Origin of the sequence: Bartonella sp. MR63HLJHH (assembly GCF_042194155.1) — a bacterium.
Classification (GTDB): Bacteria; Pseudomonadota; Alphaproteobacteria; order Rhizobiales; family Rhizobiaceae; genus Bartonella; species Bartonella grahamii.
Genome location: NZ_JBHIMN010000006.1, coordinates 108,488 through 133,468, shown reverse-complemented (window position 1 = coordinate 133,468; position 24,981 = coordinate 108,488). Strand labels below are relative to the sequence as shown.

General features: G+C 36.1%; 16 protein-coding genes. 12 read left to right on the top strand and 4 right to left on the bottom strand.

What is annotated here, in order from left to right; translation table 11 throughout:
- Positions 1-5: 5 nt before the first annotated feature.
- From ACFIKQ_RS05635 to ACFIKQ_RS05615, 5 genes are all read left to right on the top strand, one after another.
- On the top strand, positions 6-1,274 hold the full coding sequence (locus tag ACFIKQ_RS05635) for a lipoprotein-releasing ABC transporter permease subunit (protein ID WP_375656118.1): 1,269 nt from the start codon (positions 6-8) through the stop codon (positions 1,272-1,274).
- Positions 1,274-1,954 (top strand): ABC transporter ATP-binding protein, encoded by a 681-nt coding sequence (locus ACFIKQ_RS05630; protein ID WP_375636116.1) that lies wholly within the window; start codon positions 1,274-1,276, stop codon positions 1,952-1,954. Before ACFIKQ_RS05635 ends, ACFIKQ_RS05630 begins: the two co-directional genes overlap by 1 nt.
- 66 nt (positions 1,955-2,020) lie before the next feature.
- A complete protein-coding gene (locus ACFIKQ_RS05625) occupies positions 2,021-2,308 on the top strand; it encodes a succinate dehydrogenase assembly factor 2 (RefSeq protein ID WP_375636115.1) in 288 nt (95 codons plus the stop codon).
- Between the two features lie 5 nt (positions 2,309-2,313).
- Positions 2,314-5,814, top strand: a complete 3,501-nt coding sequence (mfd, locus tag ACFIKQ_RS05620; RefSeq protein ID WP_375636114.1) for a transcription-repair coupling factor — start codon at positions 2,314-2,316, stop codon at positions 5,812-5,814.
- Positions 5,815-7,438: 1,624 nt separating this feature from the next.
- Positions 7,439-8,050 (top strand): invasion associated locus B family protein, encoded by a 612-nt coding sequence (locus tag ACFIKQ_RS05615; protein ID WP_015856370.1) that lies wholly within the window; start codon positions 7,439-7,441, stop codon positions 8,048-8,050.
- 87 nt (positions 8,051-8,137) lie between these two features.
- Here ACFIKQ_RS05615 and ACFIKQ_RS05610 read toward each other — a convergent pair whose 3' ends face one another.
- Positions 8,138-10,768, bottom strand: a complete 2,631-nt coding sequence (locus ACFIKQ_RS05610; protein WP_375656117.1) for a ribonuclease E/G — start codon at positions 10,766-10,768, stop codon at positions 8,138-8,140.
- A gap of 588 nt (positions 10,769-11,356) precedes the next feature.
- Between ACFIKQ_RS05610 and ACFIKQ_RS05605 the strand changes: the two genes are divergently transcribed.
- The 3 genes from ACFIKQ_RS05605 (at position 11,357) to prfB (ending at position 16,519) form a co-directional block, all read left to right on the top strand.
- The gene (locus ACFIKQ_RS05605) at positions 11,357-12,589 is read left to right on the top strand and encodes an N-acetylmuramoyl-L-alanine amidase (protein WP_375656116.1); all 1,233 of its coding nucleotides are present in this window, start codon (positions 11,357-11,359) and stop codon (positions 12,587-12,589) included.
- A 168-nt stretch (positions 12,590-12,757) separates the two neighbouring features.
- Positions 12,758-15,223: a penicillin-binding protein 1A gene (locus tag ACFIKQ_RS05600; protein WP_375636111.1), complete on the top strand. Its 2,466-nt coding sequence runs from the start codon at positions 12,758-12,760 to the stop codon at positions 15,221-15,223.
- A gap of 167 nt (positions 15,224-15,390) precedes the next feature.
- Positions 15,391-16,519, top strand: a protein-coding gene (gene prfB, locus ACFIKQ_RS05595; RefSeq protein ID WP_015856374.1) for a peptide chain release factor 2 whose coding sequence is annotated in 2 segments (ribosomal slippage) — positions 15,391-15,459 and positions 15,461-16,519 — 1,128 coding nt in all. Because the reading frame shifts where the segments join, the coding sequence is not laid out codon by codon here.
- A gap of 336 nt (positions 16,520-16,855) precedes the next feature.
- Here the strand turns inward: prfB and ACFIKQ_RS05590 are convergent.
- From ACFIKQ_RS05590 to ACFIKQ_RS05580, 3 genes are all read right to left on the bottom strand, one after another.
- Complete coding sequence (locus ACFIKQ_RS05590) at positions 16,856-17,341, bottom strand: peroxiredoxin (protein WP_375636110.1); 486 nt, start codon at positions 17,339-17,341, stop codon at positions 16,856-16,858.
- A gap of 186 nt (positions 17,342-17,527) precedes the next feature.
- Positions 17,528-18,781, bottom strand: a complete 1,254-nt coding sequence (gene tyrS / locus ACFIKQ_RS05585; RefSeq protein WP_375644839.1) for a tyrosine--tRNA ligase — start codon at positions 18,779-18,781, stop codon at positions 17,528-17,530.
- Between the two features lie 316 nt (positions 18,782-19,097).
- Complete coding sequence (locus tag ACFIKQ_RS05580; RefSeq protein ID WP_015856377.1) at positions 19,098-19,778, bottom strand: alpha/beta hydrolase; 681 nt, start codon at positions 19,776-19,778, stop codon at positions 19,098-19,100.
- Positions 19,779-19,940: 162 nt separating this feature from the next.
- On the opposite strand from ACFIKQ_RS05580, the gene ACFIKQ_RS05575 reads away from it, so the two are divergent.
- The 4 genes from ACFIKQ_RS05575 to sufD all read left to right on the top strand — a co-directional run bounded on the left by ACFIKQ_RS05575 (position 19,941) and on the right by sufD (position 24,980).
- Positions 19,941-21,086 carry a cysteine desulfurase family protein gene (locus tag ACFIKQ_RS05575; protein ID WP_015856378.1) on the top strand — a complete coding sequence of 382 codons (1,146 nt, stop codon included), beginning with the start codon at positions 19,941-19,943 and terminating at the stop codon, positions 21,084-21,086.
- A 193-nt stretch (positions 21,087-21,279) separates the two neighbouring features.
- The gene (gene sufB / locus ACFIKQ_RS05570) at positions 21,280-22,791 is read left to right on the top strand and encodes a Fe-S cluster assembly protein SufB (protein ID WP_015856379.1); all 1,512 of its coding nucleotides are present in this window, start codon (positions 21,280-21,282) and stop codon (positions 22,789-22,791) included.
- A 159-nt stretch (positions 22,792-22,950) separates the two neighbouring features.
- Positions 22,951-23,706, top strand: a complete 756-nt coding sequence (gene sufC, locus ACFIKQ_RS05565) for a Fe-S cluster assembly ATPase SufC (RefSeq protein ID WP_375636107.1) — start codon at positions 22,951-22,953, stop codon at positions 23,704-23,706.
- An 11-nt stretch (positions 23,707-23,717) separates the two neighbouring features.
- Positions 23,718-24,980 (top strand): Fe-S cluster assembly protein SufD, encoded by a 1,263-nt coding sequence (gene sufD / locus ACFIKQ_RS05560; RefSeq protein ID WP_375644837.1) that lies wholly within the window; start codon positions 23,718-23,720, stop codon positions 24,978-24,980.
- Position 24,981 lies beyond the last annotated feature (1 nt).

Here is a 24,981-nt window from a genome sequence, read left to right as displayed (position 1 = left end):
ATGTTATGAAGAGGCTGAAAGACAAATGGTTTTCATCTTATGAGTGGATGATCGCTTTTCGTTATATGATTCCCAATAAAAAACATGTCGTTGCATCTGTTATTTCAATTATTTCTCTTATTGGGATTATGTTGGGCGTATTTGCTCTGGTTGTTGTTATGGCGGTGATGAATGGCTTTCGTACAGAGCTTCTCAATCGTATTCTTGGTATGAATGGGCATCTTATTGTTCAAACAGTTGATTCTGGTTTTTCTGATTATAAGACTCTTATTTCTTCTTTAGAATCTACAAATGGTGTAAAGTTTGCTTTGCCTGTTATTGAAGGTCAAGCGCTTGTTCAAGGTGAAGTTCAAGGTGGCTCTGGCGCATTAGTTCGTGGTATGCGCAAACAAGATCTAGAAAAGCTTAAAACAGTCTCTCAAAACATTAAATTAGGATCGATTTCTCGGTTTGATGAAGAAGAAGGTGTTGCAATTGGAAGTGGCTTAGCAGAAAAATTGGGGCTGACAGTTGGAAGAGATATTCGTATTATTACTCCAGATGGTGATGAGACTCCTTTTGGCGTTACCCCACGCGTGAAAGCTTATAGAGTCGTTGCTATTTTTGAAGTTGGTATGTCTGAATATGATTCAATATTTATCTTTATGCCTCTCCATGAAGCACAAATGTTTTTTAATTTGGGAGATAAGGTTCAGTCTTTAGAATTATTTCTAAATTATCCTGATGCTGTTGATCAAATAAAACCTGTTGTAGAAAAAACAGTTGATCAACAGGTCTATTTAATTGATTGGCGTACACGCAATCAGGCTTTTTTTTCAGCCTTACAGATTGAACGAAATGTTATGTTTTTCATTCTTTCTCTGATCGTTCTTGTTGCTGCTTTAAATATTATTTCAGGGCTGATTATGCTTGTAAAAGATAAAAGTCATGATATTGCGATTTTACGCACGATGGGGGCTCAACAGAGTGCGATTTTGCGTATATTTATCATTACAGGAATGATGATTGGTTTTATTGGAACTATATTGGGTTTAGTTTTAGGTGTTATCGCGACCGCGAATATTAATCATATCCAAGACTTTATATCTTGGTTATTTAATGTCGACGTTTTTAATCCTCAACTTTATTTTTTAACAAAATTGCCTGCACAAATTGACTGGAAACAGACAATCTTGGTTGCTATGATGGCTTTATTTTTGTCGTTTCTTGCTGCTCTCATTCCGGCATGGCGTGCTGCTAAGCTAGATCCCGTACAAGCTTTGAGGTATGAATAATGACAGCTATTTTAGAGCTTGTAGAGATTGAAAGACACTTTTTCGAGAGTCATAAGCCGCTTATTGTTTTAGATAAAGCGAATTTTATTCTTAATCGTGGAGAGCTTGTCGCACTTGTTGCACCATCTGGTGCTGGAAAATCAACACTTCTTCATATTGCTGGATTATTAGAAAAACCAACAGCTGGTGATGTGATGTTACGGGGTGTTTCTTGTGCAAAGCGCTCTGATAGTGAGCGAACAGCTATAAGACGAAATGATATTGGTTTTGTTTATCAATTTCATCATTTACTTCCAGAGTTTACGGCGTTAGAAAATGTCATGGTACCGCAAATGATAGCAGGATTAAAAAAATCCATAGCAGAAGATCGTGCGCGCAAATTATTGACGTATCTGCGTATTTCTCATCGTGCTAACCATCGTCCCTCAGAGTTATCGGGAGGAGAACAACAACGTGTTGCTATTGCACGTGCAGTAGCAAATGGCCCTTCGGTTCTTTTGGCTGATGAACCTACAGGAAATCTTGATCCAGTAACTTCAGCTTATGTCTTTCAAGCTTTGTCTATCCTTGTTCGTCAGTCGGGTCTTTCTGCTCTTATTGCAACACATAATTACGCTTTGGCTAAGCAAATGCATCGTCGAATTACACTTAAAGAACAAAAGATTATAGAACTTCCTTAAAAGCAAGGTACAAATTTTATACGACTAATTGAATAGTTTATATTACTTTATTCAAGGAGATTTTTTATGACAGTTTTTGTCGTTGACAAAAATCAATTAGATGTGCGTCGTCGTCGATTGATTTTTCGTGCATGGCATCGCGGTATTCGTGAAATGGATCTCATTTTTGGACATTATGTCGATGCTCATATTGCTGAAATGAATGATAAAACGCTCTCTGAACTTGAATATATTATGTCTTTTGATGATCGTGATTTACTCACATGGATTACTGGAGAAGTTTTGCCACCCTCTGAAGTTGATAGTCCACTTTTTCGTGATATTGCCAATTATCGTATTTGCTTAAGTTATTAATCCTGATGCCTATATTTAAAAAAATTGTTATTCCCAAAAATAATTCTGTTCGTATGATTTTTGATGGAGTTCCTGATGGATTTGAAGCCTTTGCGCTTGCTAAATTAAGTTCAGAAATTGCACAAGGTAAACCACTCATCTATGTTGTCCGCGACGGAACAAAAATTGTTCATTTACAACAAGTTTTAAATTTTATTGAGCCCAATTTACCCATACTTCAATTTCCTGCATGGGATTGTTTGCCTTATGATCGTGTGTCACCAGGAATTGCTGTTATGGCACGTCGACTATCAGCATTGGCACACATAGCAAATTTACGTAAAGATCCACATCCTGCAATTATATTAACAACAGCAAATGCGATTATGCAAAAGTTACCTCCTCGTGAAATGATAGAAGCTCAGCTTATTCACGCACGTGTTGGCCAGCGCAATAACATGGGAAATCTTATTCAGTTTTTAGAAACCAATGGTTTTGAACGCGTTACGGTTGTCCGTGATGTTGGTGAGTTTGCTGTAAGAGGAGGAATACTTGATATCTTTTCTCCCATGGATGTTGAACCTTTACGTCTTGATTTTTTTGGAGATACCCTAGAAAGTATCCGCATATTTGATCCAGAAAGTCAAAGGACAACAGGTCAAAAAACTGAACTTTTATTACAGGCAATGAGTGAGGTTGTTCTTACACCAGAACGCATAAGCCGTTTTAAGAGCAATTATACCCGTACATTTGGTGTATCACAAAAAAATAACATGCTTTATGAAGCAATTGCTCAAGGTCGGCGTTTTGCCGGTATGGAACATTGGCTTCCATTTTTTTATGAAAACCTTGATAGTTTTTTTGACCATTGTGGTAACTTACCGATAGTTTTTGAGCATCTCATAGAAGAAGCCTTCATTGAGCGCTATCGTCTTATTGAGGACTATTATAACGCGCGCAAAGAGCGCGAAAATGATGAAAAAAATTCTACTTCTTATCACCCAATAGATCCTAGTCTTTTCTATTTAACGCCAGAGCGTGTTTTGGAGGGTGTGCAACAATCTTCACAGCGTATTGATTTTTCGCCTTTTAATATTCCACAAAGTTTGGAAAAAACTGTTATTCACACCAATGTTAAACAGGGATATGATTTTGTAAAAGAGCGTAATGCGCAGGAAAAAAATGTTTTTTCAAGTGTTGTTGATCATATCGCATCTTTACGCACTGCTGGTAAAAAAGTGCTTTTAGCGTGTTGGAGTGAAGGATCTCTCAATCGTTTGCTACAAGTTCTCGATGAGCATGGATTGAAAAAAATAGATGTTGCAAAATCCTTGCAAACTGTCAAAGCAACACCACGAGATCGCATATTAGCAGCTGTTATCATGATAGAACATGGTTTTGAGGCTGAAGATTTGGCTGTTATAGCAGAGCAAGATATCCTTGGCGATCGTTTTATAAGATCGCCAAAGCGGCGTAAAAATAACACAAATTTTATTTCTGAAATTTCTGCTTTAAATTCTGGTGATATTATTGTGCATATCGACCACGGTATTGGCCAATTTGTTGGTCTTAAAACCATCAAAACCACTGGAATTTTACGAGATTGTCTTGAAATTAGATATGCTGGAGGTGATTTACTCTTTTTACCTGTTGAAAATATTGAGCTTCTCTCACGTTATGGCTCAGAAGGAACAGAGGTAACTTTAGATAAATTAGGGGGTGTTGCTTGGCAAGCACGTAAAGCTCGGCTTAAAAAACATTTATTGGAAATGGCAGGGCAATTAATTCGTATAGCTGCAGAGCGTGTGACTCGTGCTGCGCCTGCTTTACTTCCACCAGTTGGACCATTTGATGAGTTTGTTGCTTGCTTTCCCTATGAAGAAACGGAAGATCAAATGAATGCAATTGATGCTGTTTTAGACGATTTAGCCTCAGGAAAGCCTATGGATCGCTTGATATGCGGTGATGTTGGTTTTGGAAAAACCGAAGTAGCCATTCGAAGTGCTTTTGTCGCAGCATTAAATGGATATCAGGTTGCTGTTGTTGTACCGACAACTTTGCTTTCACGTCAACATTACAAGACATTTATTTCGCGTTTTCAAGGATTACCGGTTAAAATTGGACATGCTTCAAGGCTTGTAAAAGCGAAAGAACTTGCACAAGTAAAAAAAGGTGTTTCAGATGGTACAATAGATATTGTCATTGGAACCCATGCATTATTAAGTGGTGCAGTTAATTTTTTACGGTTAGGCCTTCTCATCATTGATGAGGAGCAGCATTTTGGTGTCAAACACAAAGAGCGTTTAAAAGAGCTTAAAAGTGATATTCATGTTCTCACACTTTCAGCAACTCCCATACCACGCACTTTAGGGTTAGCATTATCGGGTGTACGTGAACTTTCATTGATAACAACGCCCCCCATTGATAGAATGGCGGTTCGTACTTTTATTTCACCTTTTGATGCACTTGTTATACGAGAGACCCTGCTTCGAGAATATTATCGTGGCGGACAAAGTTTCTATGTTTGTCCTCGTATTTCTGATCTGGCTTTTGTAGAAGAATATCTCAAAACACATGTGCCAGAACTTAAATTCGTTGTGGCTCATGGACAAATGCCGGCTGGACAACTTGATGATATTATGAATGCATTTTATGATGGGCAATATGATGTTTTGCTATCGACAACCATTATTGAATCTGGTCTTGATATTCCAACAGCCAATACCCTAATTGTGCATCGCGCTGAGATGTTTGGTCTTTCTGCACTCTATCAGTTACGAGGGAGGGTAGGGCGCTCAAAACAACGTGCTTATGCACTCTTTACATTTCCTGCTGGTAAAGTTTTAACAGCTGCTGCTGATCGCCGTCTTAAAGTTTTACAATCTCTTGACACCTTGGGGGCCGGTTTTCAATTGGCAAGCCATGACATGGATATCCGCGGTTCAGGCAATTTTTTAGGTGAAGAGCAATCGGGACATATTAAAGAAGTTGGATTTGAACTCTATCAAAAAATGCTTGAAGAAGCTGTTGCTGAATTAAAAGATGGAGAGCTAAATGAAGATAAGCAATGGTCTCCTCAAATTTCACTTGGTACAACAGTGATGATACCAGAAAGTTTCGTGCCTGACTTGCCATTACGTATGGGGCTTTATCGTCGTTTAACAGAACTTGATGATTTAGAACAAATTGATGAATTTGCAGCGGAGTTAATTGATCGCTTTGGTCCTTTACCGCTTGAAGTTCAACACCTTCTTAAAGTCTTTTATATCAAAACATTGTGTCGAAAAGCGCATGTAGAAAAATTGGATACTGGACCAAAGGGGATTGTTATACAGTTTCGCAATAATTATTTTGCAAATAGTGTTGCTCTTGTTCAGTGGGTTGGAAAACAAGGTTCGATGGCAAAAATTCGACCAGATCAAAGTATCGCTCTTATTCGTGATTGGTCCACAGCGGATGAAAGGCTTGTTGGAGCAGCGAATATTATGACACAGCTTGTCGAAATGGCAGAACAACATTCTGGTTAAAAACTTCTTTGTTGTTTCAGAATTGTTACTCATTTTTATAAAATTATTATAAAAAACAAATAGTTATTGATTTTTTATAAGAATAAAATTTAAGTTTATAATAAAAGAACTTCTTACATATTCATTTTGCGTTCTTCATCATAAGACATATTGATACAATGAAGAAAATAGCTTAGACGGTGTAACCGTAATAAATAGAACGTGCATATAAGTACCTTCTCTAAAAAGCAAAAATTTAAGCCAAGATAACATGCTTTCTTCATTACAAAAGTTGCTAACGATAGTTTTTTACTCCCTGTAATATATGGCATAAAAACGCTCACGCTGATTTATCTTCTAAGGAACAATACCAACATTAAAAAACAAAAGAAAGAATACTAAAGATAGCATACAATTTATTGAAGATAAGTATTTATATTTAGATATTTTGGGAAAAAATTTTTCTAAAGCAGAATACTATAAGCGTTTGCAGGAACGAAATAAGTTTTTAAAAGAACTGAAAAATCTGAAGAATGAATATTATAATCTTGGTTCGAATTACAGGATCTATTTGAAAAAAATAAAAATTTATCTCTAGGGTAGATATAGCGAGAGAGTACGAAGTAGGAGAATACGAAGAAAAGCTGAATTATTTAATAAATAGAAAATTATCCTCATATTTATTATTAGTTGCAAAGTTTTAGCGGATATATTGCAGAGTGATATAGGTGCTATTTTACGCAAAGATTTTGATTGGAAAGATAAAGATTTTTATTGAGTAAAAGACGCAATTAATTCGATAAGCCCCAGTTTCTAGCAATATAAAAGAATTGCTAACAGAAGGCTCTTAATAGCTATGAAAAACAAACATTTGATGATGTAAAAGATAAATTATTATTATAAATAAAATATTTTCAACAGTTATAAATTTTCTCTCTAAGAAAATATGTTGTTTAATTAAGAAAAAAGCACTTCTTTAGTAGCGTATTTTTAAACTAAACTTTTTGGTTAAAAGCTGTAGAATATAAAACTTTTATTACAAATAATGTATCGCCCTTGTTTTGTAAACAAGGGCAGAAAATTGTCCATTAGCAAAAAGTTCTCTTACAATTATGCAGAAATTTTAGACAATCAGTGGTTTTAATTTATGAAATGTTTCAATTATACCGTAAATGATTTTATTTTTGTGTATCACACGAATCACATAAAGAAAAAAGTAAAATTTATCTGATATTTTGAAGCTTCATGCATTACAACAGCTGTTGCTAAGGCTCTACGAGCTTAACATGAAGAGTAATAAATGTAAAAAGTTTAATTAGTAAGATTTTTAGAGTAGTATAGGAGTTTATTTTAATTAATATTGCAATATTGATTCGTTTGTGTAATCTTAGCTTAAATGCACAGAGGTGTTTTATGGATAGATTGCATCAAACACCAATATGATAAAGAGGGGAATTATATGGGTGTATAAAAATTAGAATAGCTTGTCGTATTTTTTTCTCTAAATTTGACTTTTTTTTTTATATTGAAGTAAAAATAGTAAAATTAAGTGTTATTTCATTATAATTTAATAAATTTAAGTTGGAATTATATTTAATATTTTTTTGAAGTTACTTAAAAGCGCGTTGAAAGGATTAACTTAATCATGTCGCATAAAAATGTTTATTCTGCTGTTTCAGTATTAGTTGGAGCCGCTGCCCTTTTTCTTATAGCTGGTATTTCTGCAAATGCGCAAACTTTATCACAAGGTTGGTACAAAGTTTGCAGTAAGCAGCATGATGTTGATATTTGTAATACAATGAATACTGTATTATCGAATACGGGACAACCTTTAACGGCTTTTAATCTTGTTGAAATAAAAGGGAAGCAAAATGAAAAACGTATAGGTATTCAAGTACCTACAGGTCGTTTTTTGCCAGAAGGTGTTCACATTAAAATTGGTGACGACTTCTCTAAAAAAATTCCTTATATTATTTGTAATGGACCAAGTTGTATTGCCAATGATGTCTTAGATGATAAGCTTATAGCTGCTATGAAAAGTGGTACAAAAATGGTTGTAACCACAGTTAATTTCCGTGGTTCAGCTAATCCTATTGAATTTTCTCTTAATGGGTTTACAGCAGCCTATACCGGTCCTGGTATGGAGGAAAAAGATTTCCAACAAGAACAAATAAAGATGCAGCAAGCTATTCAATCAAAGCAAAAAGAAATTGAAGATCGTATGCGGGCTGAGCAAGAAAAAGCAAAACAAAAGTGATAAACCCACACCATAGAATTGGTTGAAACGTCTTCTATAATTATTTATTTAAACCGTCACAGAAAACTGTGGCGGTTTTTTTAATCTTTAATTTTTCGAAAGAATTCTGCGTTTCCACCAACCAATACGTTCAGTTTTGGAAGAATCATTAGGCGTTGATGAAACAACAACGGGTTGATTAATTGTTTCTTCAATTTGGGAAGGAGAGGTTTCGACAACTTCCTCCATCTCGATTATAGTTTCTTTCTCTAATATTTTTTGTATTTGCGTTGTCTCTTTAGAAGATGATTTTTTACGTGTTCCACGTGTTGACTTTTTACTATTTTCAAGAGTTTTATCTTCTACTTTATGAATAGATTTGTCTGCCTTTTTTGTTTTAGCTTTACGTACTGAACTAGTTTTAGGTTTTTCTTCAAGAGATTTTTGTTCTACGACATTTTGATCATTATCTAAAGAAAGTTGATTTTCTACTACTTTTGAAGAACGTGTTTTACGTTTTTTAGGTTTAATACTTGTATCATTTTTTTCAGATTCACCCTGTTGTTGTATATCTAGAGCTTGTGTATTATTTTTTGTTTCTTCAAGTTCAAAAGATTTAGCAGGTGAAACACGATGTTTGCGGTGTGCTGCTTTAATTTCTGCTAAAGCCTGCTTAGCAAAATCTCCCACTGGTTCTGCGTAAGGAATGCGAATCTGATGAAAACTATTATCTTGATTGCGTCGACCACCACGACGTCCTCGACGACGTCCTCGACGATAAGAATCATCACTCAAGGTATCTTCTTTTTTATGAACGTTGGAGAGAGAATGATCAGTAATTTCATCGTGACGACTTTTGCGCCGACGCTTTTGGTTTGTTTCAATGGGAGAAGGATTTTCAATAGATTCACTTTCTGTGAAAACAGAATCTTCAATTTCTTGCTTATTAACATCTTCCAATGAAGATCGAGAAATGCTCTCTGCTATTGAGCCTTTAGAAATAACAAGATGTTGCGTTCCAATACTATCATCTGCTTCAATACTAATATTAAGCTTAAAGCGAGTTTCTAAATTAACAAGAATGTTGCGTTTATGATTTAATACATAAAGCGCTGTTGCTACGGGTGTGCGCACGATAATATTATATTGCGAATTATGAAGAAGATATTCTTCAATTGAGCGCATGACATGTAACGCAATTGATGATTCAGAACGTATATTTCCTGTTCCTGCGCAATGCGGGCAGGGCTGTGTTGTACTTTCTAAAACCGATATGCGAATACGTTGACGACTCATTTCTAAAAGGCCGAAGTGTGAAATATGACCAACTTGAATACGAGCACGATCATTTTTTAAACAATCTTTTAATTTTTTTTCGACCAGCTTTACATTGCGTTCTTCAAGCATATCAATAAAATCAATCACAATTAAACCAGCAAGGTCACGCAAGCGTAATTGACGCGCTACTTCTTCAGCAGCTTCAAGGTTAGTTTGTAAAGCTGTCTTTTCGACAGAGAATTCTTTCGTAGAGCGGCCAGAATTTACGTCAATAGCAACAAGTGCTTCTGTTTGATTAATAACAAGATAACCACCAGATTTTAAAGAAACCTGTGGTTGCAACATTTTATCAAGTTGAATTTCAATATTATTTCTTGCAAAAATGGGTGTAGGATCACGGTAAGGTTGCACAACTTTTGCATGACTTGGCATAAGCATACGCATAAAGTCTTTTGCTTCACGATATCCTTGGTCTCCAGAGACAAGAATTTCACTAATGTTCTTATTGTAAAGATCTCGTATAGAACGCTTGATGAGATTACTTTCTTCATGGACAAGGCATGGCGCCGTTGACTCGAGTGTCAAAGTGCGAATAGTATCCCATAACCGCATAAGATATTCATAATCACGTTTAATTTCAGCTTTTGTTCTATTGGCACCAGCGGTTCGTAAGATAACACCCATACCTTTTGGAACGGCTAATTCTTTTACGATTTCTTTAAGACGTTTACGGTCTTGTACGTTCGTAATTTTTCGTGAAATACCACCACCACGTGCTGTGTTGGGCATTAGAACAGAATAACGACCTGCTAAAGACAGATATGTTGTAAGGGCAGCACCTTTATTACCACGCTCTTCTTTAATGACTTGTACCAACAAAATTTGACGTCGTTTAATGACTTCTTGAATTTTATACTGGCGCCCTTGTTTTCTTTGATAAATTGGGAGCTCTTCACGGATGTCCTCAGCACCAACCATTTCGATCTCATCATAAGAGATATCGGCATTTAATGCTTCTTCTGTATTATCAATTATTGTTGATTCAGATGTGATATCATTTTCAATATCGGCTGCTATGACATTGTTTTTTCCATTTTTTTTTGTTCTTCTGGAGCGTTTTTTATTTTTAGTTGCTTCTTCCGTAAAGGCATCTACAGAATTTTCTCCTACAGCTGCTTTTTCCTCTTCTTCAAGAAGAGCAAGGCGATCAGCAATAGGAATTTGATAATAATCAGGATGAATTTCAGAAAATGTTAAAAAACCATGTCGGTTTCCACCATATTCAACAAAAGCTGCTTGGAGAGACGGTTCTACACGCGTAATACGTGCGAGATAAATATTCCCCTTGAGCTGTTTTCTATGTTCTGATTCAAAATCAAGTTCTTCAATTTTGTTGCCGTGAACAACAACAACACGTGTTTCCTCCGGATGGGAGGCATCTATAAGCATTTTGTTTGACATAAGCTAATATCCTGAAGGCGACATGCACAATTTTATTCAAACGAACGCTATAACTATTCGTAAATATAAAAGGCTGTCTGCCATAAAAGGGAGGTACCAGAAAAACAGGACGGAACACCACGTGCAAAGGCATGACTGCATTTACACCATTTCTCATCATTATCTCCATCTGTTTTTTATGACTCATATTTCTTAAAAGTCTCCGGTAAAATAATCTTTAAAACAGTTCGGATATCCGAACCAACGAATCTTAAGTAATGCAATCCTAATGTTATAACATAGAAATTTTTCATCCATAAAAAAGTCTCAATGCATAATAGGCAAAAAACCTCTAAAGACAACTTAATATGAGTTACAGATAATTTAGATGACTATTATCAGCTAGGAAGCATAAATATTCTTTTATGTTGATATCATGCGTTTGGCAAGTAACAATGTAAATCATGTATAATGATAATGTCTTTAATGACCTTAATTTCGTTTTTGGGTGTTTATTTAGCTTTTATTGAAAAATAGAGAATAAATTGGTGTATCGTTTTTATATAACCAAGATAAATTATTACAAATGTAATGTAGAGTATTTTGCTTATGATAAGAGTTTTCTTTACCAAAAAGCTGAAAACAGCTTATGGGAATGTTATTGTGCTTGTCACATACTTTTTATTATTATTATTTTTGCTATTCCAAACCAGTGTTCAAGCCGCAGATCCTCTGAGACTTATTAATTTTCGAACCATTGGTGATAGTGTTCATACGCGTATTATTGCGGTTTTCAATTCAAAACCAAATGTTCGTTTACAGATTTTGGACAGGCCAGCACGGTTGGTTATCAATTTACCTACAATTGACTTTTCGATGCAAAATACGCCTTTAAAGAAACAGAATACATTATCCGTTATGCTTTCAGATGTGCGTTATGCTTTTTCTGACATACAGACTTCACGCATTATTTTGACAAGTAAAACGGCCTTTGTAATTGAAAAAAGTGTCGTAAAAAAATTAAATAATGATTTATGGCAGTTGCTGATTGATATTCGTAAAACTACACTAGAAAAATTTGATGAAATATTAAAAAAACAGCAAAAGACCAATTTTGATACAAAAACGCAGTTAATGCCAGCATATAATTTTCGTGTTGTTCTTGATCCTGGTCATGGTGGTATTGATGGCGGTGCACGGGGTGTTACTGGAGTTTTAGAAAAAGATGTGACTTTAGACTTTGCGCGTGCATTGCGAGACGAATTACAAAAGGATTCTCATATTACTGTTGCTTTAACGCGAGATTCCAATATTTTTTTAAGACTAAGTGAAAGAGTTAAAAAAGCGCAAGAGCTCGATGCTGATCTTTTTATATCTATTCATGCAGATACGATTGATCTACATTCTCTTCGCGGTGCTACAGTGTATACCATATCAGACAAAGCCTCTGATGCCATTGCAAAATCTTTAGCTGAAAATGAAAATAAAGTTGATTTGCTGGATGGTTTGCCTGCAGATGAAACACTCGAAGTTACAGATATTTTGATGGATCTTACACGACGTGAAACACATACATTTTCGGTTAATTTTGCAAATAGTGTTATTTCAAGTTTATCAAAGAATCATATTAACTTGATTAATAACCCACATCGGTATGCTAATTTTCAAGTTTTAAGAGCTTCAGATATACCCTCCGTCTTGATAGAGATAGGTTATTTATCCAATAAAGAGGACGAAAAGTTATTAAATGATCCTCATTGGAGAAAACAAATGGCAGCCTCTATTGCTCATTCTATTCGTCAATTTGCTCATTATAGGCAGAAAATGATACAGCCTCTTTAAATTTGTGAGAAAATAGAGTATCAATATGGGGTTCTAGTGTACCTTAGTATAAATAAAAGATAGAAAATAATTTCTCTTGATCTCAATCTTGTGGTGATATCCGCTTGGTGTGTTTGAAGTAACGTATTTTTTCTTTGATTAATTCTTAAGAAAGCGATAGCCGTTTTTATGATGATTTTTTTAAGATATCTTCTTCGTTTTTTTGTTGCTATTGGACTTTGTGGAGCAATAACATGGGGTGTTATGACCAGTGGTCAAGCAAATGCACTCCCTGATTATGAAGTTCTTTCACTTTATGAGCCGCCGGTAATGACCCGCGTCCATGCTTCTGATGGCCGTCTTATGGCAGAGTTTGCAACAAAACATCGCCTCTATTTACCAATTCAATCAATACCAAAGCTTGTTATAAATGCTTTTATTTCGGCTGAAGACAAAAACTTTTATCATCATTTTGGTTTAGATCCCGAAGGACTTTCTCGAGCTTTGATCAATAATATTCGTAATATTGGTTCTGGAAGACGTCCAGAGGGTGCATCAACTATAACGCAACAAGTCGCTAAAAACTTTCTTTTAAGTTCAGAAACAACGTTAGAGCGTAAATTTAAGGAAGCTATTTTAGCAATGCGTATTGAGAAAACTTATTCAAAGGATCATATTCTCGAACTTTATCTCAATGAAATTTATTTGGGTCGTGGTACTTATGGTATAGCCGCTGCTTCTTTGACCTATTTCAATAAATCCGTCAATGATCTGACGCTAGAACAATGTGCTTATTTGGCTGCTCTTCCAAAAGGGCCAGCAAATTATGATCCATTTAAGAATACACAACGTGCTATTGATCGGCGCAATTGGGTTATAGATCGGATGATTGCAAATGGATATGTAACGCGTGAACAAGGTGAAAAAGCGAAAGCTAAACCTTTAGGAGCGACAATACGTGGGAGTGATAGCTATGTTTTTGCGGCTGATTATTTTACTGAAGAAGTGCGACGTCGTTTAATACATCGCTATGGGGCTAAGACACTTTATGAAGGTGGGCTTTCCATTCGTACAACGCTTGATCCGCATTTACAACTTATTGCGCGACGTGCTTTGCACGCTGGATTAATTAGATTTGATCATTCGCAAGGATGGCGTGGAGCTTATGCGCATATCGATAAAAAAGGTGATTGGGGGATAGAACTTGCAAATATCACGGGGCTAAGTGATGTTCCTGAATGGCGTTTAGCTGTTGTTCTTTCTGCTAATCCCAATAAAGTAGAGATTGGTTTACAGCCACAGCGCGAAGCTTCAGGTATATTATCAAAAAAACGGGAAATTGCTGTTTTATCTGAATCTGATTCAAAATGGGCACTCCATGTTGTAAAAGAAAATGGTTATCGAAAAACTGTTCAGAATTTATCTCATGTTCTGCAAGTTGGGGATGTCATTTTTGTTGAAAAACTATCCAATACAAACAACACTTATCGTTTACAACAAATTCCAAAGGTTGAAGGTGCAATTGTTGCTATGGAACCTCATACAGGGCGCGTTCTTGCTATGGTGGGAGGATTTTCTTTTGCTGCATCTGAATTCAATCGTGCAACCCAAGCTTATCGCCAACCGGGGTCTGCTTTTAAGCCTTTTGTTTATGCAGCAGCTCTTGATAACGGGTATACACCAGCATCCGTTGTTTTAGATGGCCCCATTGAAGTTCGTCAATATAATGGGGAAGTTTGGCAACCAAAAAATTATGGTGGTACATTTGCAGGACCTTCAACGTTGCGTTATGGTATTGAGCGTTCTCGTAATCTTATGACAATACGGCTTGCCAATGATATGGGAATGCCTCTTGTCGCTGAATATGCAGAACGCTTTGGCATAGTGGATAAATTGCAGCCTTATCTTCCCATGGCTTTAGGGGCTGGTGAAACAACAGTATTACGAATGGTTACAGCTTATTCAGTTATTGCCAATGGGGGACGCTCTATTAAGCCTTCTCTGATAGACAGAATTCAAGATCGTTATGGAAAGACAATTTATCGTCATGATGATCGTATTTGTGAAAATTGTAATACGCCTTCATGGAATAATCAACGTGAACCCACATTGATTGATGAGCGAGATCAAGTTCTTGACCCTATGACTGCTTATCAGATTACATCCATGATGGAAGGGGTTGTTCAGCGTGGTACTGCAGCACGTTTACGTTATCTTAATCGACATATTGCCGCTAAGACAGGGACAACCAATGACTCTAAAGATGTCTGGTTTATGGGATTTACTCCTGACATTGTCGTTGGTATTTTTATCGGCTACGATCAACCTGCTCCATTAGGATATAATGGAACCGGAAGTTCATTAGCTGCACCTATTTTTGGTGAGTTTATGGCAAATGCTCTTAAAGGAAAGCCAGATGTTCCCTTTAAGATGCCAAAGGGTATGATTTTAATGCCAATTAATCGGAAAACAGGAATGCTTGCGGAAAGAGGAGATCAAGATGTCATTATAGAAGCATTTAAACCAGGGACTGGTCCTGCTGATATATATCAAGTTATTGGGAGTACAAATTCTTTTCAAGAAGGTGTTCCTGCAGTAACCACTTCTCCACAAGTCAATAAAGCCCTTGAAAGTGGGACAGGTGGGCTGTATTAATCAACAAAATCTCCTTTCGCCATGAGTCTATAGTTTTTATTTTTTTACAGTGTCGGTCCTGTAAATAGAATGATAAGTCCGTGCTATTCCCTCACAGCAGCTATCGAATTTGTATAAAATTCTAGAGACATAACCAGAAAGAGTGTTAAAAAATACGGTGTTAAATTATGCGAGCAGAAATAGAAACATTAGTTGATGAAATCCAGAAAGCAATTCAATTGCTAAGGGGGCATCTTTGACTGGGATCAATCACTAAAACGTCTCGAATATCTTAATCAAAAAGCGGAAGATCCGTCATTATGGGATGATGCACAACAAGCACAGGATATGATGCGTGAGCGTCAACGTCTTGATGATTCAATCAATGGTCTTTTATCATTTACAAAAACACTTGAAGAATGCATTGAGCTTATCGCGATGGGCGAAGAAGAAAGTGATGTTGAAATTATCGCTGATGCAGAAAATTCAATACGTAATCTTAAAAATGAGATAGATAAAAGGCAAATTGATGTACTTCTTTCAGGAGAGGCGGATCCGAATGATACCTATTTAGAAGTTCATGCTGGAGCAGGGGGAACAGAAAGCCAAGATTGGGCTTCTATGCTCTTACGTATGTATATGCGCTGGGCTGAACAGCATGAAATGAAGGTTGAAATTTTAGAAATTCATGATGGAGAAGAAGCAGGAATAAAGTCAGCGACTATTCTTGTAAAAGGGCATAATGCTTATGGAATGTTAAAAACAGAATCAGGCGTTCATCGCTTGGTTCGGATTTCTCCATTTGATTCGAATGCAAAGCGCCATACCTCTTTTGCAAGCATTTGGGTTTATCCAGTTATTGATGACAATATTGAAGTTGATGTTTCAGAGGCAGATGTGCGTATTGATACATATCGTGCATCAGGAGCAGGAGGACAACATGTTAACACGACAGATTCCGCTGTTCGCATCACACATATAAAAACGGGTATTGTTGTTCAATGTCAAACAGAGCGTTCTCAACATAAAAATCGCGCTACGGCTTGGTCGATGTTGCGTGCACGGCTTTATGAAGAAGAGCTTAAAAAAAGAGAAGAAGAAACCAATGCTGCTGAATCTTCTAAAACAGAAATCGGATGGGGACATCAAATTAGATCTTATGTTCTTCAACCCTATCAGCTTGTCAAAGATTTACGTACAGGGATTGAAAATACGGATCCACAATCCGTACTGAATGGTAATTTAGATGCATTTATAGAGGCAGCACTCGCACGGCGCATTTATGGACAAGACAAAGAAATTGAGGATATTCGTTAATTATATATCCTTCCTTCAAGCCATGTAGATTTTTTTCTTAAGTTGTTTGTTTTATTGATGTTGTGATATTACGATAGTTCTTGATACTTTAAAGGTTCAAAGAGGGATTTTCTTGTTCCTTTCTTCAATTTTTTCTCACACGCCAATCCTGCTTATGATATTGCAAGTGATAGAAAGCTGAAATAAGAAAAATTTGCGATATTCGGAGGACTAATATAAATATAAAACAATTCATTATCCTTATAAATCAATATATTGTAAAAATTGAATCCATTGAAAAACTAAAATCAATTCGGAGGATGACTTTTGCTTTTTAAGATAAATCAAACACTCAATTTATAAGTTAGCGTTATGATGTAAAAGTGTTGCAGTAGCTAAAACATTTTCAGCATGCCCAGATACGCTTACTTTGCGCCATTCTTCTGCTATTATTCCATTTGCATCAATTAAAAAAGTGCTCCGTTCAACACCCATATATTTGCGTCCATACATGCTTTTCTCAACCCAAACACCATAAGCTTCGAGGGTTGTTTTTTCTTCATCAGAAACCAAGATGACATCAAGTTCATATTTTACTTTAAATTTATCATGTTTTTTTACATTATCTGGAGAGATTCCAATAACAGCAACACCGATTTCATCAAATTTCATCTTTAATTTTGTGAAATCAAGTGCTTCGCTTGTGCAACCGCTGGTGTCATCTTTTGGATAAAAATATAAAACAACAGGTTTTCCTTTAAAGTCAGAAAGACATACTGTCTCTCCTCCATCGCGAGGCAAATTAAAATCAGGAGCAAGAGCACCCTTCATTGATCTTGTCATTGTTTTCATCTTTCTTGTGTAATAAGTATAAGATATCAGAGTACACAGAAGAAAAGAACTATTCAACTCTCTAGAATATTATTGTTTTTAAGAGACCTTTATTTTCCTAACAAAACTCGCTCTATCACAACGATTGGATTGAAAGAACAAGATCGGCGTGAACAACATAAACAAAACAACAAAAGATTATACTGGTTTTATCACAACATGTTTTTTCTTACCGAAAGAAAGCTTAATGATTCCTTCCGCACTGACATCCCCTTCAATAATAAGATGTGTTTCATCCTCAATAATTTGATCATTTACACGTACACCTCCACCTTGAACGTGTCGGCGTGCCTCACTATTAGATTTAGCGAGTCCTGCTTGTACTAAAAGAGTGAGCAATCCAACACCTTTTTTTAATTCTGAGGCATTAATTTCAACAGTTGGAAGATTTTTTCCCAGAGTTTTTTCTTCAAACGTTTTGCGAGCAGTCTCTGCTGCTGCATTGGCAAGAGCACGTCCATGCAACATTGCTGTAACTTCTGTTGCAAGAATTTTTTTTGCTTCGTTAATTTCTGTCCCTTGTAGTAGAGAAAGTTTAAGAATCTCATCCATTGGCAATGGGGTATAGAGCTTTAGAAATCGTATTACATCAGCATCTTCTATATTGCGCCAATATTGCCAAAATTGATAAGGTGAAAGCATATCCGCATTCAGCCATACAGCCCCATTCAATGATTTACCCATTTTGGCACCGGAAGAGGTTGTCAACAATGGTGATGTTAACGCATATAATTGTGGTGTTCCTAAACGATGCCCTAATTCGATTCCGTTAATAATGTTGCCCCATTGATCAGAGCCCCCCATTTGCATACGCAACCCATAACGTTTATAAAGTTCAACAAAGTCATAAGCTTGCAGAATCATATAATTAAACTCTAAGAATGACAAAGAGTGCTCACGCTCAAGTCTGAGTCTGACAGAATCAAATGACAACATACGGTTGACAGAAAAATGTTTTCCCACATCACGCAAAAATTCTAAGTAGTTTAAATTGCATAACCATTCAGCATTATTCACAATACAAGCATCAGTTTCTCGGTCACCGAATGTCAAATAGTTAGCAAATACCTTTTTAATACCATCGATATTTGCAGCAATATCATCTTGTGTCAGAAGACGTCGCGCTTCATCTTTGAAGGAAGGATCACCGATTAATCCGGTTCCTCCACCCATTAAAGCAATGGGACGATGACCCGTTTTTTGTAACCAATAAAGCATCATAATCTGAAGAAGACTTCCAGCATGTAAACTCGATGCTGTTGGATCAAATCCAATATAAGCGCTTACAATTTCTTTTGAAAAAAGATCATCTAAGCCTTTTTCATCTGAAATTTGGTGGATAAAACCACGTTCGCTCATAATGTGTAAAAAATCAGATTTAAAGGCAAACACAGATTCAATTTCCTAATTTTAAGAGTGCATTCATTTCATATAATAGGTGATTATATGATGGAGCGTTATCTATCATAACTGATGCACACATCACAAGAGAAAGAGACATATTGATAATATAAAGATAATAATACAGGTATTATTTCCTTTTTACGCTAAAAAAGAGATTTCTAGGTGATAGAAAAAATGCATTCTGTTATTCTCATTTCTATCCTAGAATAAAATTTAGAAAAGTTTTAAGTACAGACTAAAAAAATTACTTTAGTTATGATCAAAGACGATTTTTTCTGATTTTTTATAAATCCATCGTGTTTTCCTAAGTTAGTGAAAGTATTTCAGGAGGAGGAGCGAGAAGTTCATTGGTGATATGGTTATCCAAATAGTGGGCACATCGTTCAATAAGTTCTTCATGACATCCACTGAAAAAGTGATTAGCCTCTTCCAATATTTCTTGTGTGATGATGATTCCTTTTTGTGTTTTCAATTTATCGACAAGTATTTGAACATCTTTTGGGGGGGAAACTTTATCGATACCGCCATGAATGATAAGTCCAGAAGATGGACAAGGTGCAAGAAATGAAAAGTCATAAACATTAGGCTGAGGGGCAACAGAGATAAATCCCTCAATTTCCGGTCGGCGCATTAAAAGCTGCATACCAATCCATGCTCCAAATGAATATCCTGCGACCCAACAATTTTTAGAGTCTGGATGTTGTGTTTGCACCCAATCGAGAGCAGCAGCAGCATCTGAAAGTTCTCCTATTCCATAATCAAATTCACCCTGACTACGACCAATACCACGAAAGTTAAAACGTAAAGTTGTAAAGCCACGTTGTTGGAACATATAAAAGAGGTCATAGACAATTTTATGATTCATAGTTCCACCAAATTGGGGATGAGGATGCAAAATGATCGCAATGGGTGCATTTTTTTGTTGTGAAGGTTGATAACGCCCTTCGAGCCGACCCGCGGGACCGTTAAAAATAATTTCTGGCATAAAATGCTCCTTAAATGCAATAAAAGGCTTTCATTGACCTTGGTCGACTTTTACCATAGAATCTCTTAAATAATTATTAGATATTCTTTTTTTAGTGCACTTTTCAAGAAAATTGCGCTATTTTTTTTAATCAATTCATAAGATTAATGATTGCGATGTAAAATGGTTATAAGACGCCGATATTTTGATCATAACGCAACAACACCGCTCAAAAAAATGGCACGGATGGCGTTAGTGGAATCTTTAGAGATATTTGGTAATCCATCATCGGTTCATAAGGAAGGGCGTGCGGCTAAAACCTTGTTGCAAAAGGCACGTCGACAAATCGCTGAAAATCTTAAAACAGATCCAGATCACGTGGTATTTACCTCTGGTGCGAGTGAAGCAGCGATGACTTTGTTAACACCCTTTTACAATATGGGGAATGCAAAAGTTCAATTTTCTCATCTTTACCTTGGAGCGACTGAACATCCCTCTGTTGCAGAGGGAGGGCGTTTTTCTAAAGAATTGATAAGCGTCATTGCTGTTGATCAAGATGGGCTCATTCAACAAGATAAATTAACATCACTCTTAACGGTTCACGATAAAACAAAAGGTTTACCTCTTGTTGCTATTCAAGCTGCAAATAGTGAAACGGGTGTTATTCAACCGTTAACAGAAATCGCCGCTATTGTTCGGGATTTAGGAGGTACTCTTATTGTTGATTTGACACAATATGTCGATAAAAATTTCGTGGATATTAATCAGCTAGGAGGAGATTTTTTTATACTGTCTGCACATAAAATTGGTGGTCCTAAAGGAATAGGTGCTTTTGTTTCATGTGGTAATCTTCTTATGCCACAACCTCTTATTATTGGGGGAGGACAAGAAAAAGGTCTCCGTGGAGGAACAGAAGCATTGCCCCTTATTGCTGCTTTTGGGGCAGCAATGGCTGATTGTTTCACACAGGAAGAAATAAAACAGTTAATATATTTACGCAATAAATTAGAAGATGGACTACAAAAAATAAGTAAAAATGTTGAAATTTTTGGCAAAAGAGTTCAACGTTTGCCAAATACAACTTACTTTACCGTGAAAAATATAAAAGCTGAAACGATGCAAATTGCTTTTGATTTAGAAGGGTTTTCTATATCATCCGGCTCGGCTTGTTCTTCGGGAAAAGTAAAACAAAGCAAAGTGTTGGAGGCAATGGGGTATCATGTTCCAAATGGTGCCATTCGCATTTCGCTAGGGCGGGACACAACTTCTGAGGATATTGATGATTTTCTATCGTTTTTTTCTCAAATTATAAGCAAGAAAAAAGGGTAAGATTTATCATCAGAAAGTTATAAAATTAGAATTATTTTAAATAATAAGATAAGTTTGATTGAAATTTTTGCACTTTACCTATAGCCTAGGAAATAACTTGCTACTTTAATCTTGTAAAAAAACAAGACTTTTAGTTACCGGTTTTTGACGCCAATAGTTACCGGTTTTTGACGCCAAAAAATGGAGAAAATTGATGCCGGCAGTACAAGAAACAATACGCCAAGTACGTGAAATAGATGTTGACCAATATAAATATGGATTTGAAACCAATATTGAAACAGATAAAGCTCCAAAAGGCTTAAATGAAGATATTATCAAATTTATTTCTGCTAAAAAACATGAGCCTGAATGGATGCTAACATGGCGCTTAAAAGCTTACCGACGTTGGCTGACAATGCAAGAGCCTCATTGGGCGCGTCTTGAATATCCTAAAATTGATTTTCAGGAGCTTTATTATTATGCTGCTCCAAAAAATCATACAGGACCAAAATCTTTGGATGAAGTGGATCCTGAGTTATTAGCAACGTACGAAAAACTTGGCATTCCCCTTAAAGAACAAGAGATTTTGGCAGGAGTAAGAAAACAGTCTGATCCCTCTACTTTCGATGACAGTATGTCTGTATCGGGGCAGGTGGCTGTTGATGCAGTCTTTGATTCTGTTTCTGTTGTAACAACATTCAAAAAAGAGCTGGCACGTGCTGGTGTGATTTTTTGTTCTATTTCAGAGGCGATTATTGAACATTCTGAGCTTATTAAGGAATATTTAGGAACAGTTGTACCTATAAGTGATAATTATTATGCGGCCTTAAATGCAGCTGTCTTCACAGATGGTTCATTTGTTTATATTCCCAAAGGGGTTCGTTGTCCTATGGAGCTTTCAACTTATTTTAGGATTAATGAACGCAACACTGGCCAATTTGAACGAACATTGATTATCGCCGCTGAAGATTCCTATGTTTCTTATCTTGAAGGGTGTACAGCACCCCAACGTGATGAAAACCAACTTCATGCGGCTGTCGTTGAACTTATTGCCCTTAAAAATGCAGAGATTAAATATTCTACAGTACAAAACTGGTATCCTGGCGATAAAGATGGAAAGGGCGGTATTTATAATTTTGTGACGAAGCGTGGAGATTGTCGAGGTGATAGCTCTAAAATCTCATGGACACAAGTTGAGACTGGTTCTGCGATTACTTGGAAATATCCATCCTGCTTACTCCGTGGTGATAATGCGCGTGGAGAATTTTATTCTATTGCTGTTGCAAACGGTCATCAACAAATTGATTCCGGTACAAAAATGATTCATTTGGGAAAAAATACATCCAGTCGTATTATTTCCAAGGGCATTTCTGCAGGTTTTTCAAATAACACTTATCGAGGACAAGTTACAGCACATCGAAAAGCACAAAATGCGCGTAATTTTACGCAATGTGATAGTTTGTTAATCGGAAATGATTGTGGTGCGCATACAGTTCCTTATATTGAAGCAAAAAATGCAACAGCTCAGTTTGAACATGAAGCCACAACATCAAAAATTTCTGATGACCAACTTTTTTATGTTATGCAGAGAGGAATTCCCGAAGAAGAAGCTATCGCATTAATTGTAAATGGTTTTGTAAAAGAGGTCATTCAAAAACTTCCCATGGAATTTGCTGTCGAAGCACAAAAGCTTATTGGTATCAGCCTTGAAGGTAGTGTTGGATAATTTATTGTAATTAGATAAATAGAAGACTTGATGTAAAAGGGCTGTAACAGTAGCAAATAATGCTAAAAATGACCTCTATGGTAATTACAAAAGTAGATGGATGCTAAGGCAAAATAATACGCATTGGTATCTGAAAAACAGCCAAAACAGGATTAAATTATGTTAGAGATAAAAAAATTGCACGCCCGTATTGCTGGGACCGATACAGAAGTTATTCGTGGTTTAAACTTGACAGTTCAAGATGGAGAAGTTGCCGCTATCATGGGACAAAATGGAGCCGGAAAATCAACTTTGTCTTATTTGCTTGCTGGTCGTGATGATTATGAAATAACAGAAGGAGATATTCTCTATAATGGAAAATCGCTTTTAGAAATGGATCCAGCAGAACGTGCTACATATGGTGTTTTTCTTGCATTTCAATATCCAATGGAAATACCAGGGGTAGCAACGATGGAATTTTTAAAAGTTGCGATGAATTCTCAACGCAAAGCGCGTGGTGACAAAGAGCTTAAAATTCCTGAATTTATAAAATGTGTTAAAGAAGTTTCAGCCAAACTTGAAATAGATATGGATATGCTAAAGCGTCCATTAAATGTAGGTTTTTCAGGTGGAGAAAAAAAACGCGCTGAAATTTTACAAATGGCACTTCTTGAACCTAGACTTTGCATTTTAGATGAAACGGATTCTGGTTTAGATATTGATGCATTAAAAATTGTTGCAGATGGTGTTAATAAACTTCGGGATTCAAAACGTTCATTTTTGGTGATTACCCATTATCAACGGCTGCTTAATTATATTATTCCTGACACGGTACATGTTCTTTATAAAGGACAAATTATCAAAAGCGGAGATAAATCCTTAGCGCTTTATTTAGAGCAAAATGGGTATGCTGATCTTATCAGGGAAGCGGTTTGAGGTTATTGAATATGAATACACAGCAAAACTTGTTAGCAGTTGAAGAAAATATACTCAGTAATTTCAATCAGTATGTAAACGACTTACCTGGTGATAAAGCTGTACAGGAAATCCGCAAGAAAACTATTGAGCAGTTTCAAACAACACGGCTTCCTTCCCGTAAAATCGAAAGCTGGCATTATACCAATCTGCGTACCTTACTGAAGTCTATTAGCAATTTTTCAAAAGTTCAAAACAATCAATTGGTTGATTCTTTGCTTTCAGAAAGTGCTGTTTTCTCCATAAACAATGGAAAAACATCGATAGAGTCAAAGGTAGATAATATTACAGTAAAACGCCTTTCAGACGCATTAGAAGATAATTCTGTACAGATAAATCAAAACATTTCTGATGAGGATTTTATTGGACAGTTAAATACAGCTTTTGTTACAGATGGTTGGCTTTTTCACATCCCTGAAAATACAAAGTTAAATATACCCATTGAATTACAAAATATACAAATGGGGGGACAGTCTCATATTTTTTCGGATATAAAAATTGATAAAAATAGTCAAGTTATGTTTATTGAACATCAGATTGGCAATGATAAAGATACCTTTATCAGTTCAATATTTTCATTAAATGTTGCTGCTGATAGCGATGTTACGTGGATTCTCATTCGCAATCGTGATTTTAATTCTACACAATTTGGTCGATTTTGTGCTGTTCTTGATCAAAGAGCGAAGTTATCACTTTATGTCATTAATATAGGGAGCCAATTAAATCGCCAAGAAGTCGATATTGAATTACAGGGAGAAGAATCTGATTTTCAATTACGCGTTATAAATTTATTATCAGGACAAACACATAGTGATCTTACAATGACTGTTCGTCACGTGGAAGAAAAATCAACATCAACCGAAATTATACGCAATGTGGTCACAGATAAGGCTGTTGGTGTTTTCCAAGGAATAATACGTGTGTCTCAAAAAGCGCAAAAAACAGATGCACGCATGGCTTGTAATAGCCTTATTCTTTCAGATGATGCAGAATTTAATGCAAAGCCTGAACTGGAGATTTTTGCTGATGATGTTGCATGCGGTCATGGTGCAACAGTTGCTAATATTAATCATGATTATCTTTTTTATCTTATGGCGCGTGGTATCCCATTTAAAACGGCTCGTGCACTTTTGATTAAAGGATTTATCTCTGAGCTCATTGATGAGATCAAGCAAGATAATATTCAAATTGCTTTGGAGAATATCATTAGTAAATGGCTTGAAAAAAATGTTTAAG

Bases quoted from the DNA above. Each gene is read 5' to 3' on its own strand.
- ACFIKQ_RS05605 (WP_375656116.1), top strand. From the start codon at position 11,357: ATGATAAGAGTTTTCTTTACCAAAAAGCTGAAAACAGCTTATGGGAAT.
- ACFIKQ_RS05610 (WP_375656117.1), bottom strand. From the start codon at position 10,768: ATGTCAAACAAAATGCTTATAGATGCCTCCCATCCGGAGGAAACACGT.
- ACFIKQ_RS05600 (WP_375636111.1), top strand. From the start codon at position 12,758: ATGATGATTTTTTTAAGATATCTTCTTCGTTTTTTTGTTGCTATTGGA.
- ACFIKQ_RS05590 (WP_375636110.1), bottom strand. From the start codon at position 17,341: ATGACAAGATCAATGAAGGGTGCTCTTGCTCCTGATTTTAATTTGCCT.
- ACFIKQ_RS05625 (WP_375636115.1), top strand. From the start codon at position 2,021: ATGACAGTTTTTGTCGTTGACAAAAATCAATTAGATGTGCGTCGTCGT.
- ACFIKQ_RS05635 (WP_375656118.1), top strand. From the start codon at position 6: ATGAAGAGGCTGAAAGACAAATGGTTTTCATCTTATGAGTGGATGATC.
- sufC (WP_375636107.1), top strand. From the start codon at position 22,951: ATGTTAGAGATAAAAAAATTGCACGCCCGTATTGCTGGGACCGATACA.
- ACFIKQ_RS05630 (WP_375636116.1), top strand. From the start codon at position 1,274: ATGACAGCTATTTTAGAGCTTGTAGAGATTGAAAGACACTTTTTCGAG.
- sufB (WP_015856379.1), top strand. From the start codon at position 21,280: ATGCCGGCAGTACAAGAAACAATACGCCAAGTACGTGAAATAGATGTT.
- ACFIKQ_RS05580 (WP_015856377.1), bottom strand. From the start codon at position 19,778: ATGCCAGAAATTATTTTTAACGGTCCCGCGGGTCGGCTCGAAGGGCGT.
- ACFIKQ_RS05615 (WP_015856370.1), top strand. From the start codon at position 7,439: ATGTCGCATAAAAATGTTTATTCTGCTGTTTCAGTATTAGTTGGAGCC.
- ACFIKQ_RS05575 (WP_015856378.1), top strand. From the start codon at position 19,941: ATGGTTATAAGACGCCGATATTTTGATCATAACGCAACAACACCGCTC.
- mfd (WP_375636114.1), top strand. From the start codon at position 2,314: ATGCCTATATTTAAAAAAATTGTTATTCCCAAAAATAATTCTGTTCGT.
- sufD (WP_375644837.1), top strand. From the start codon at position 23,718: ATGAATACACAGCAAAACTTGTTAGCAGTTGAAGAAAATATACTCAGT.